This is a genomic window from Candidatus Latescibacterota bacterium, from assembly GCA_019038625.1.
Taxonomy (GTDB): domain Bacteria; phylum Krumholzibacteriota; class Krumholzibacteriia; order Krumholzibacteriales; family Krumholzibacteriaceae; genus JAGLYV01.
Map to the genome: position 1 here is coordinate 1 of JAHOYU010000065.1, position 12,445 is coordinate 12,445.

A 12,445-nucleotide genomic window follows, 5' to 3' on the forward strand; every position below is an offset into this window, starting at 1 on the left:
CTGTTGAACAGTATAATCAAGCAGGACTACGAGATATCGCGTGATATAGATGAGAAGTTCAATACGAATATCAAGCGGGCTGTGCAACTCAACCCGTTCCTTGACTCACACATGATCGAATCGATCAGGGAGATGTTTTCATCGGAACAATACGAAGAAGCCCTTGAAGTCCTTGAAAATCTTGAATCATCCTCATTAAGCAATCCTGCGGATGATATATTGCTCGAACTCTACCTGCTTCTTTTAAAGAAAGAAGCCAGATTGCCGGAAAATGAGATAGAGGATTATCTGAATCGCATGAAACAGATAATCAATCAGAATCCGACTTACGCCGATGCGTGGAACTCAATGGGCATACTATATATAGCAAAGTGCAAGATTTTGATGGATGAAGCAGGAGAGGCGTTCGCAAAAGCTCTTGAGATAAATGGTGATTATGCTAACGCGAAGAAAAACCAGAGACTTACAGAGAACGACAGACAGGGCATTTTTATACTACTGAAAGCTTTATTGGACTGATGTTTGCTAGTTGTAGGTGAGGCAAGTATCAAAAGGATAGTACAGGATGGATAAACTTCACATTGAAGAAGAGCGGATCGATGACGTCGTCGTCCTGATACTGGCAGGCCTGGTGGATTCGGGAACATCCCAGTTGATGGAGGACAAGTTCAACGATCTTATATCGAGGGGCAATGTTAAAATAGTTGCGGATCTCGAAAAAGTCGATTATATCAGTTCAGCCGGGTGGGGGATTTTTGTGGGCGAGATCAAGGGGGTAAGGCGGCAGAACGGAGATATCAAACTTGCGGGAATGCGTCCCGATGTCAGGGAAGTATTTGACCTGCTCGAATTTAATGCGTTATTGACACCGTATAATAACCGGGACAACGCGCTTGCGGCGTTTGATACCCGGCAGAATAAAGAAGTAACTTGAAAAGGGGAGCCATACAGTGATGAACGACATCAGCATTTCGTTTTCCAAGCCAAAGGATAATCCGGAAATATCGGTAATCTCTGTTAAGGGATATGTGGACACGACCACTTCCTCTGAACTCGAAGAGAGTCTCAAGAGGCTATTGAGAAAAGGCCGTTTCGATATCGTGATCGACCTTGGAGATGTCAACTATATCAGTTCAGCTGGATGGGGTATCTTCATCAGTGAGATCAAGGAGATCCGTGAGAACGGAGGCGACCTGAAACTTGCCGCTATGATAGGCGATGTATATGAAGTCTTTGAACTTCTGGAATTCCAGACCATCCTGGAAAGCTTCGATTCGGTCGAAGATGCCGTGATGAGCTTTGGAAAATTCGAGAATCCCGTGCCAGGTGGCGGGAGTGCCGGTTTCAACTCCTGAGCCGGTGACTCAACTGGAAGTCTGGAATTTTTTCACAAATCAAAGTTTTTTGTCATAATTACGCCTCGACCTGCCGATAAACTTCATATGAGATTGTAGATTGACCATGATTTGAACAGAGGTCGGTCCATCATAATGGAAAAAATGTTAAACGCGTTAATCATTGGCAGCCCACAGGATGATCTGGCTTTACTGGATGATTGTCTGAACGAACATAAAGAACGGACCGTAAAGATCGACTACAGTGAATCGGTTCAGGCACAGGACGGTCCAGCCGAAACTCCTCCCTACGACATCGTCTTTATCGATATGGACATTCATGGAGTGAAAGCACTCGAAGATCTTCGGGCGATCAATGGAAGTTCAAGTGATCTGCCTGTAATCATTCTCTCATCAAAAGAGAAAGAATCGGCTGCAATGCAGGCTCTGAACAAAGGAGCCAAAGACTATATTCTCAAAGAGAACATCAGTCGTGAACTCCTGCTGAGTTCCATCAGACATTCAGTTAAGAGGACCGAGATCGAACACGAGCTGAGAGACGCGAAGAAAATTAAATCGAAATTTATCTCGATGATCTCTCATGAACTCAGAACCCCATTGACCGCAGTAAAGGAAAGTGTCCGGATCCTCGAAGAACATTTATCGGCGGGGTTGTCGTCCGACCAGCTTGAAATCGTATCTCTTGCCAGAAGAAATATAGAAAAACTCGAGAAAATTGTATCCGATATGCTCGATTTTCAGAAAATAGAGGCGGGAGAGCTGAATATTGAAAAAGTGACTTTTGACCTTTTGGAGATCGTAGAGAATGCGAGAAGAGTCGTTCTTCCACTTGCTGATGAAAAAGGTCTTAAGCTTGTGATAGAAAAGAGCGGAGACATTCCTTTGTTTGAATTCGACAGGGATAGAATAGAGCAGGTGGTCTTTAATCTACTCGATAATGCTATTAAATATTCAGATCGTGGTATTATCACGATATTGCTAAAACATGATGGGAACACAGTTATTGTGTCTGTTTCTGATGACGGTGCCGGTATCGGACCGGACTATCAGGATGTCGTTTTTCAGGATTTTGAACAGATAGAAGATTTGAATGATCGAAAAAGCGGGGGGACGGGACTCGGCCTTGCAATCTGCAGAGAGATCATTGAGTGCCACGGAGGACGGATATGGGTCGATTCGAGTGAGGGGATGGGTTCAAGATTTTCTTTTCTCCTTCCTCTGGTCGAGCGTAGAAGGCACTGACAGGCTACACGTATCTAATTTTCCCACGATAATGAATGAACAGACCCGGGATGACTTGAATGAGGACGAATCCTGATGTAGAATAATCCGCTGAGAAAGGATATCAATGTCAGGACAATCAGGTAACATCATCTTCGATATATCAGCTGTTGGAATAGTAGTCGGCGTTTTCCTCGTTATGTTTTCCATCTACATGTATCGCACTACATATCCTCCTCTGGGATACTGGAAGAAGAGCATCCTGGCATCGCTGAGGATGCTGGGTTTTATTTCTCTCCTGGTCTTTATCGCAGATCCAGCAATAATACATTTCTACTCAGAGAATCGCCGTCCTGTGATACCTGTTCTGATCGATATTTCGAGGAGTATGGAGATAAATGACCAGAACGGGAAGTCGAGATATGAATCGGCTCTCGATGTGCTTCAGACGATCAGGTCAGTCTTCAAAGATGCTGATGTGGAAGTTGCAGGGTTTTCCGCGTCCACTGGAAGAGTCTTATTCGATAAAGACATGATTCCAGGTCCATCCGGTGAAGGTTCGGATATCGTGGAAACACTCGAATGGGCTCAGAGCAGATTTCTCGGAGAGAATGTTTCAAGCATGGTCCTGCTTTCTGATGGAAGGATCACGGATTGGAAGACACCTGGTGATGCCGAATATCCAACTCCCGTATTTGTGATCGGATTCGGTGACACAGCTGAAGTCCTGGACCTGCGGATTGATGAACTTGTCTACGAAAGCATTGTTTATACAGGAACTGCAAATGAGATCGAATGCATACTGGGCTGTTCAGGATTTTCGGGTGACAAAATCGAAATAGAGCTTCTTGAAGACGGAAATGCTGTCACTTCAGTATCTGTTGACGGGGAAAACGGGGCAGGTGAGATCCACGTCAGCTTGATGTATAACCCGGAAAGCGAGGGAGACAAGCTGATTTCCGTCAGGATCAAACCTCTGTCCGGAGAAAGTAGAATTGAAAATAACAATGCCCTTGCCCGAATGACAGTGAGAAAGGATAAGACGAGGATCCTGTATATTGACAGGTCGCCAGACTGGAATCTACCCTTTATCAGAACATTGGTGGAAAGGTCTGAACGTCTCGAAATGGTTGCCGTCGTCTGGTCGCCTGCCAGGAAGTATCATTTTCTGGAAGACCGAAGAACATTTGATGGCGTGTCGGATCTTTCTCGATACGATCTGTTGATAGTAGGAGAAGGGAGAGATCTGTTCGAACCTCAGGTGTTTGCCGCAGAGATAGATCGGTTTGTCAGATCGGGTGGTGGAGTCTTATTTCTGGGGTCGGAGCATTCGGTACAGGGTAGTCGAAATATCTCGCCAGGGTTACGCCTGCTTATGCCATTCAAAACAAAGGGGATTCCCCGTATAGAAACGGGTGAATTCCCCCTTGATACTTCAGGGGGGCTGACATTCAGCAGGATATTCTCCCTGGTCAACAGTGTCACAGAAATAGAGAACCTGCCTCCATTCACAGCTATGATCTCAGGTCTGGAAATCGATTCTGCTTCGGAGGCTGCTCTCATGGTTGGCAGGCACGGTCGACCCATTCCAGCCCTAGCATTGAAACGGGTGGGGGATGGTGTCGTGGCTTCGTTTTCGGTTTTTCCACTATGGCAATGGAAGCTGGCGGGAGAGAATGGAGCCAGAGCATACGAGACTCTGTTTTCTTCGCTTATAGAATACCTGGCCATAGAGAAGGATGATCTTCCACTCAGGATACAGCCGGGAAGACCCGTATACAGAGCCGGGGAGAAAGTCGATCTTTCTCTTATAACAACAAGATCAGCTGAGATGGGGGATATAAGAGGCGAGTTGTTTTCCGTTGGGAGCGGTGATTCAATGCCTGTGGAGGTTTTTCTTTTCGGAAGATCCGAGGGTATGGGTCGCCCTCAGGAGGTTACCATCGGTCCGCTTCCTTCGGGAGAATACAGAGTCAGGGCAAGAGGCCATTCGCGAATTGGTGAGTCGCTTCAGGGGGAAATGGTTTTTCATGTTGAACCGGTCTCGATCGAATATCTCCGGACCTCACGTGACCAAAACACGCTAAAGGCTATTGCATCACTTTCCGGTGGCAGGATGCTGGAAGCTGATGATGCATTCCGGCTGAATACTATCATGACGGTATCAGATGATACTGTGGAGAGAAGTGAGGTGAAGCCGGTAAGTTCGAAACTCATACTTTTCATGATAACCCTGCTGTTATTCGGTGCTGAATGGGTAGCAAGGAAAGTATGGGGCCTCATTTGATCCTGATTTGGATCTTTTCCCGATAAATGACGGTCTCACTGAAAAACTGATTGAAATTATTCGTCCACCATTATAGAATAGCCGTGATGAAGTGAGGTGGTGGATGATGACGAGGTCTGTTTCTATCCTGTTATTCAATCTGTTCACAGCCTGTACCTCTCTGTTCTCGCCCATTCTGGCGTTCGAGGGGCCTGTGATCAATGAAATCTATTATGATGAACCTGGGCCGGATACAGGTCGGGAATTCATAGAGATAATTAATGCTGGCTCCGTTACTGTCGACCTTTCCGGCTACCAGATCTACATGATAGACGGCAGGACGGGGAACAGGGATATCATCTGGTTCGGTAAAGAGGGTTTAGAGATACTCCCGGGAGCGATCCTCGCAATCAAAGGATCATATTACTCTCCAGTCGATGGTCTTTCTCTGGATGGACATCTCCAGAACGGGCCGGATGCTGTAATGTTTCTCGATGGTGATACAGTCGTCGATCTTGTGGGATATGGGGACCTGGATGACCAGGGACTTTACGAATCCAGTCCCTGTGTCGATGTGGGAGCTGGTTGGAGTCTCGCGAGAAGACCTGACGGGTATGACAGTGACAACAACATTTTTGACTTCGTGCCCGCTATGCCGTCTCCAGGTGTCAGAAATTTCTTCGATTACGATTTGACAGTATCGATAGAGAGAGAGAATTTTCTTTACTGCTTCGATTCGCCCGCCAGTATTCCGGTCGAGATCCTCAACTCAGGTCTCCATTCTTTTGCAGGGACTTTTCGTCTTTTCATCGAAAGTGAAGAGAACCTGCCAGCCTCAGAGATCTTCTGTGAACTGGCATCTGGAGTTTCACTCCGAACACAACTTACAATCTGGAAGCCTGCCAGCATCCTGGAGCGGACAGCTGTAATCGTGGATGCATCGGTCGATGAAAACCCGGGTAATGATACTGCCTTCGTGATTGTCAGCCCTTCTCCGGCTGATATTGTCATCAATGAGATCATGGCGAGACCTCTCGATGGATGTTGTGAATGGATCGAGATATTCAACAGGGAGACATATCCTGTTGATATACGGAATTGGAGTATCTCGGATCGGAGCGGATCGATGGGGACTGTCCAGGACGATGTTCTCATCATCGATCCCGGTGTTTTTATGGTACTCACCAGGGACACCGATCTGTTCACCGAGTGTCATATGTCCGGTGGAGATATAATCAGAACGCAAATCGATGGATGGCCATCTCTTAACGACAGAGATACCGGAGGTATCGCGGATGTCGTCAGTCTGATGGATAGATCCGGTCTTCTTGTTGATGAAGTGAATTACAGTGATATGTGGGGTGAGGAAAGAGGGAGGTCGATAGAGCGGTATTCACCAGATGCTTGCAGTGCAGGAGCGAGCTTGCTATGGCATAGATCGTTGTCTGCTGACGGAGCGACTCCAGGGTCTATAAACTCGACCTGTTCTTTCAATGATATTCCTGCCGGAATACTGTCGATCACACCTCAGTGTCTTGATTATGGAACAAGAGAGGGACTGTATGTATCAATATCTGGATACGCAGGAGAATTTGGCTGCAGTATCACAATATACGATATGGAGGGTGTTGCCGTAAAAAGGCTGGTCGCTGAACGTGGAGGCGCGAGTGTGCTGACATGCAGGTGGGATGGTATGTCGGACAATGGGTTCAGGTTGCCGACCGGGTTGTATATTTGTGTCGCGGAATTTCTGGGTGAGGGAGGAAGGGTATGCAGAAGAGTAAAGGAATGTTTCGTGGTCAGAAATGGGACATAAAAGCGTCCGTATTGTTACTTTTGATCTTATTGGCAGGTCTGCCTGCCCGTGCTTCTTCATTTGAGACTTCGGCATTCAGGGGAATGGGAAGCACAAGATATCCGGAAAGAAATATTTCATGGAAGAGTCCCGATGCTGACAGCATTTGGGCCTGTATCTCCGTGTCTTGTGCCAATCCATACTCAATTCCCGATCTGTATGTTTCCACGCTGGGTTTCTCGATGACGCCCGGAACTTTACACACGCATGCTGACTGGACTGTCTTGACCCATCCCCTTTACAGGGAGAACGGGCTGAGAATCAGTGTCGGCACATCGTTATTATCCTCACCAGTGTATGTCGGATTATGTAGCAGGATGAAATGGGTCAGGATAAGAGGATACCCGGGGCTGGTCAGGACAGTCTCATCATTTCACGTGGGGTCCTGTCTTTGGGGAGGATTGATGATAGAAGGTGAGATACCAGTAAAAGTATTCGATGGTGGTTCGATGAGCGAGGGCTCATTAAGGATGCTGATCCGTACAGGGGATATAGATCTGCTGCTTAACATCGATGAAGATCTGAACGGGGTCAGAAGGGAAAGAATCGGGACTGCTGTCCGCATGAAGGGGCGGGCGACTTTGCTTGGGGGGTACAGTTCGGGGGCCTGTTCTGTGACTGCAGGCCTGATGATCAGATCCGGGATGATCCTGACAGCCTTTTCCTGGGAGGGGCATCCGGTGCTGGGCAGTACTTATTCGGCAGGAATAGTGAGGATGTGGTGAATATGGGAGAAAATATTGTCCTGTCTGTGTTAATCGCATTTACGGTCATATCTGTCGGCCGTGTGTCTGCGGAAGAAAGAACGGAGACATGGATATCAGGCTCGGATCCGGGCCAGTATGATATGACCGAAGCACTGGTCAGGTTGAACAGCAGGGTACTCTTGAGTATGAGAGGAGTCGGCGCACAGAGTGAGCCATCGTACGATCTGAGATTTGATCTGGCCGACCGGGGAATAAGGGTTTCGACCAGATACAATCGCAGAGAGAGAGCAGGTCGGTTCGCCTATTTTCTGGATCTCGCCCACAGGCAATACGGTATAAGGGTCTCGGCTGGATATTTTATGCCTGATATAGCAATGGGGATGGTGTTTTCTGGATATGATATGACATATCCGTTCTCCTCCGGATTTCCGTTGAGGAAATACAAACGACTGGTCAGACGTTCATCGTTCTATGGGAACAGTGTCAGGGGAGTAGCTTTATCCGCAATGGTCAAACAACTGTATCTTATGGCCTTCTCCGGGACCACTGGGAAATGGAGTTCCGACAGATACGTCAGGGATGATGGAAGGCTTGGTGGCTTACGGGTCGAGACATCAGCAGGAAGAATCAGAAGCGGTCTGACGTTCAGTTTTGATAACGGATTTCGGAATGCGGGAACGGACCTGAGGATGGACTACGGGAGGGCAAGTATAGCTTTAGAGCTTGCTGGACGTTCGCTAGATAAGATATCAGGAATAACAGGTGTCAGGTGGAAGAATCGGCAGGGAAGCGCGGGAATCGTTATTTTTTGTATAGATCCGGATACAGACATAAAATTCGGGAACATACCGGGAGGGCGAGAAGGTTATGTAGCTTCCAGGAGAGGGTATTCCCTCTCGGCGACCCGAAGATTGCGAAAATCGATTTCCGGGAGGTTCGCGCTTGGTCAGACAAGTTATTCCAATCCTGACCGTCTCGACTGGAAAAACGCGTGCAGAGGAGAGGTCTCAATACGTACTTCAGGTATTCGTATAACCGTTGGATATGTAGTTAACTCTACCAGCAGTCTGCCCCTGATGCCTCTTCCTCCGGTCGGCCTCCCTTCGCTAAGTACGAGGCGGAGCGTAAATATCCTGGCTGTAAAGGGATTAGGTTCTGCTGGAAGAGTGCGATTATCATTGAGATATCCACACGATGATGAAAGTACCGGTGTCATTCTGACGCAATCTTTTCGGGCTAACGACAAGAAGAAAAAGAAAGCTATGGAAGTGTCTTTCACATGGCATCAGGCGTTGCGAGGGAGACCTTCTTTTTATAGCTATCAACCAGTACTCGTGGGTGAATATCCCTGGAAATACTTCAAGGGTGATGGTCTGTTCTGGGTGATTTCAGCCAGGAGAGAGATTGGGGGTATTACGCTCTCCCTAAGGTCTTCAGGGGGGAGTCAGAAGAAAATCGGAGTAGATACTCAGATTAGGTATGATTTTTAGTGGTTTCTCCCAAAACTGGAACTATTAATGCATCGGTCATGAATCATGAATGCAATAAATACTATCACATATGACGACAAGGCTCAGGGAAGAAAGATATTGCCTTTTCCCCCTGAATTGCCTTTCTATCCGCATCTTGATGAGCTGGGGACCCTGTCGGCTCTGGGGGCCGGCAAGGATTCTCTCAGAAATATTGTCGAGGCGGGCAGTATATATAATATGCTGAAGGATCTGTACAGTTTCCTTTCTCTCACTGATCAGCCGTATGTCGAGATACTCAAGATCGCTTCTCTTGCAGCGGTCGGTGAACCAGAGGGGATCAAACTGCTCTATGCTCTTTTTGTCGCCATCCCACCTCTTGAGACTTTTCTTGATGATATGGTGGATTTCAAAAATATCCGTAAAGTGATGGAAAAATATTCAAATGAAAGTACCAGTGATGACGAGACGACCGAGAGGGATGAGTGGTTCAGAAAGAAAGTGATGCTTTTATCAGTCTCTCTGCCATTGCCGAATTCGTCGTCATCTGACCCGGAGAAGCCATGGCTTTCATGGAGCGATGGTGTACGCAGAGCCTTTGCAGATCCCGATGACAAGTGGTCAGAAGCTATTATCGAAAGAGCTAAAGTAGAGTGTGAAGCAAAAGCTATAAGGATAGGAAAAATAACGGCATCTATAGACCCCGAAAAGCATGAGAAATCAGTTCTATCCCTGATGACTCTCATCGAGGAGATCAGGTGGAAGCAGGAGATTCTAACTGATACAGCTGGGCGTCAGGGTAAAACGACGATGTTTCTCAAGGAGTCATTGGGGACAGACTGGGAGAACACAATCAATTCTCTGAAAAAGAGTAAGGCTGGTAATCTGCTGGCTGAAATGCTCGAGATGCAGGCTGGAAAAGCTCATACATATCCTCAGATCCGGTCTGGAACGGCTGCTCTGCGCTCGCTTACCATGCACCCGGCCCTTCAGAAAACGACAAAGACGCCGGATATACTGAGCTGTCTTCATCTGTACATCGAACATGCGGGCGAAGGTAAACTCGATATCCTCCTGCCATTGGGAAAGAAAGTAGCCGGTATAAACGACCTGCCTGGTTTTTCACTCTCAGACAGGACACTGTCCCTGGATCTGTCCGGAATAAATACTTCCCATTTTATCTCTGATGATGGATTACCAATTGATGTTGACTGGGTGGATATGAGTGAGAGCAGGGAGCTGAGCATCAAGGCGCTGGTGATGTCTTATCTTGACAATGACAGTTTCCTGGCCCAGCTTCTGAATAATCCCAAAGCGACAAACAAACCGGGGATAGTCTCGTTGATAGCCCAGAGATGTCGTTCACTGCGGATACTTTCCCTGATAACTAATCGCAGGGACCTGCATACAGGATTCAATAACAAGGTCGTTCCCATGAACATTCTCATGAGTCCGGCAAAAATCCCGATCACTTTGCTGCGCAAGTTCATTCATATCAGGTATGTAGACAAGATGACCCTCATAAAACTCTCACAGAAAGGCACCGGATTGGTCCGCGAAGATGTCAGAAGAGAGATCGAGCGATATCTTAGATCCGCATCCTGATGAATCGATTCAGGGAATAAATCCTTACATTCATACCTGAAGAACTCACAGGATAAGTCACGCTCCTGATTCTCGAAACAAATCAACGGAAAACACCTTTATCAGCGCTATTGACAATTCCTTTCTTAATACATAATATGCTCTTGAACAGTATTGTTTTCTTTTTGGTTTAGACCCGTTCAGAATCCTGGAAAAGGGAGGCGAAATGCTGGCCGAAAGAATGAATAGACTTGGTACAGAAACTGCGTTCGAGGTACTTGCTCGCGCAAAAAAGATGGAAGCAGAGGGGAAAGACGTTGTTCATCTTGAGATTGGTGAACCTGACTTTGATACTCCTCGGAACATTATTGATGCCGCGATCGGGGCACTGAATAATGGGTTTACCCATTATGGCCCTTCTGCAGGTATGCTTGACGTCAGGCAGGCCTTCGCAGATTTCATCAGCAGAGACAGGAGTGTCAAGATAGGGCCGGAGAATATTGTTGTGACTCCTGGTGCGAAGCCCATCCTTTTCTTCTCTATTCTGGCTCTGGTAGATGCAGGAGACGAAGTGGTTTATCCGAACCCCGGATTCCCTATCTACGAATCCGTGATCAATTTCGTTGGAGCCAAACCGGTCCCGATTCCTCTGAGAGAGGAAAAGGCTTTTTCTTTCGATCTCGATGAGATGAAGCAGCTCGTCAATGACAAGACGAAGCTCATCATCATCAACTCACCCCAGAACCCGACTGGCGGGGTGTTGACGCCGGAAGATATGAAGGGGATAGCCGAACTGGCTCAGAAGCACGATGCATGGATACTCAGCGATGAAGTCTACAGTAAGATGGTCTACGATGGCAAACATGTGAGTATTTACGATTATCCCGAAGTGATGGATCGTACGATCCTCCTGGAGGGACATTCCAAGACATACGCCATGACCGGATGGCGCCTTGGGTATGCGGCCATGCCGGCCGAGCTTGCAGGCCAGATATCCAAGCTTCAGACTAACAGCAATTCATGCACATCCGCCTTCACCCAGATTGCAGGTGTAGAGGCTCTGACCGGACCCCAGGATGAATCGATAAAGATGATGGCCGAATTCAAGGCAAGGAGAGATATGTTCGTCGAGGGACTGAATTCCCTTCCTGGGTTCACATGTCTGAAGCCGAAAGGCGCATTCTATGTCTTCCCCAATATCACCGGGACAGGAAAAAAATCGAAGGAGCTTGAAGAGTACCTTCTCGATGAGGCGGGAGTCGCTGGATTGAGTGGTACGAGCTTCGGAAAGCATGGAGAGGGTTACTTGAGATTTTCATATGCCAACTCGCAGGAGAACCTTGCGAAAGCACTTGAGATGATCAAGGCAGTCCTTTAAAAAATAATACATTTCAACGACTGACCCCCTGGCGGGATATTTCTCCCGCCAGGGTTAAGTTTTTTCTGGAGGTTTTTGTGGGTACCGGTATTGATGTCGTGGCACTTGGTGGAAATGCGATAATTCCTGCGGGTGGCAAAGGGACGATCGAGGAGCAGAGAACCATTACGATGGAGACCATGTCTCAGGTCGCAGATCTGATAATGTCAGGCCGCAAGGTGATCATTACACACGGAAATGGGCCAATTGTCGGGAATATCCTGGAACGTAACGAGGCGGCTCGGAGCAGGATACCACCCATGCCACTGGATGTATGTGGAGCCGATTCACAGGGTGGGATCGGATATATGATCCAGCAGATACTTAGAAACGAGCTGGTCCGAAGGAAAATCAATAAACAGGTAGTATCGATTATTTCCCAGGTAGTCGTAGACGGTAGTGATGATGCATTCGAGGACCCTACCAAACCGATCGGACCCTACTATTCCAGCGAAGAAGCTGACAAGATGATAAACTCCAAAAGTTGGATAATGAAAGAGGATCCGGATGGCAAGGGCTTCAGGAGAGTCGTGCCAAGTCCCACTCCTATCGAGATCGTCGAATCCAGCAC

Annotated in this window: 11 protein-coding genes; all 11 read left to right on the forward strand. The window is 47.4% G+C overall.

From position 1 onward, the window contains the following. Nucleotides 1-519: hypothetical protein (locus tag KOO63_04790; GenBank protein MBU8921120.1), on the forward strand; the 519-nt coding region annotated here is incomplete at its 5' end. A gap of 46 nt (nucleotides 520-565) precedes the next feature. After that, a complete protein-coding gene (locus tag KOO63_04795; protein MBU8921121.1) occupies nucleotides 566-934 on the forward strand; it encodes an STAS domain-containing protein in 369 nt (122 codons plus the stop codon). Between the two features lie 19 nt (nucleotides 935-953). After that, nucleotides 954-1,355: an STAS domain-containing protein gene (locus KOO63_04800; protein MBU8921122.1), complete on the forward strand. Its 402-nt coding sequence runs from the start codon at nucleotides 954-956 to the stop codon at nucleotides 1,353-1,355. A gap of 135 nt (nucleotides 1,356-1,490) precedes the next feature. Continuing rightward, on the forward strand, nucleotides 1,491-2,597 hold the full coding sequence (locus KOO63_04805; protein ID MBU8921123.1) for a HAMP domain-containing histidine kinase: 1,107 nt from the start codon (nucleotides 1,491-1,493) through the stop codon (nucleotides 2,595-2,597). Nucleotides 2,598-2,703: 106 nt separating this feature from the next. Beyond that, nucleotides 2,704-4,863, forward strand: coding sequence for a hypothetical protein (locus KOO63_04810; GenBank protein MBU8921124.1), 2,160 nt, complete (start codon nucleotides 2,704-2,706; stop codon nucleotides 4,861-4,863). Between the two features lie 103 nt (nucleotides 4,864-4,966). Next, the gene (locus tag KOO63_04815) at nucleotides 4,967-6,658 is read left to right on the forward strand and encodes a lamin tail domain-containing protein (GenBank protein ID MBU8921125.1); all 1,692 of its coding nucleotides are present in this window, start codon (nucleotides 4,967-4,969) and stop codon (nucleotides 6,656-6,658) included. Continuing rightward, nucleotides 6,613-7,422: a hypothetical protein gene (locus KOO63_04820; protein MBU8921126.1), complete on the forward strand. Its 810-nt coding sequence runs from the start codon at nucleotides 6,613-6,615 to the stop codon at nucleotides 7,420-7,422. Before KOO63_04815 ends, KOO63_04820 begins: the two co-directional genes overlap by 46 nt. A gap of 2 nt (nucleotides 7,423-7,424) precedes the next feature. Further along, nucleotides 7,425-8,894 (forward strand): hypothetical protein, encoded by a 1,470-nt coding sequence (locus KOO63_04825; protein ID MBU8921127.1) that lies wholly within the window; start codon nucleotides 7,425-7,427, stop codon nucleotides 8,892-8,894. Between the two features lie 45 nt (nucleotides 8,895-8,939). Further along, nucleotides 8,940-10,478 carry a hypothetical protein gene (locus tag KOO63_04830; protein ID MBU8921128.1) on the forward strand — a complete coding sequence of 513 codons (1,539 nt, stop codon included), beginning with the start codon at nucleotides 8,940-8,942 and terminating at the stop codon, nucleotides 10,476-10,478. Between the two features lie 205 nt (nucleotides 10,479-10,683). Continuing rightward, the gene (locus KOO63_04835) at nucleotides 10,684-11,835 is read left to right on the forward strand and encodes a pyridoxal phosphate-dependent aminotransferase (protein ID MBU8921129.1); all 1,152 of its coding nucleotides are present in this window, start codon (nucleotides 10,684-10,686) and stop codon (nucleotides 11,833-11,835) included. 77 nt (nucleotides 11,836-11,912) lie between these two features. Beyond that, nucleotides 11,913-12,445, forward strand: a 533-nt coding sequence (locus KOO63_04840) for a carbamate kinase (protein MBU8921130.1), incomplete at its 3' end; no start/stop codon positions are given.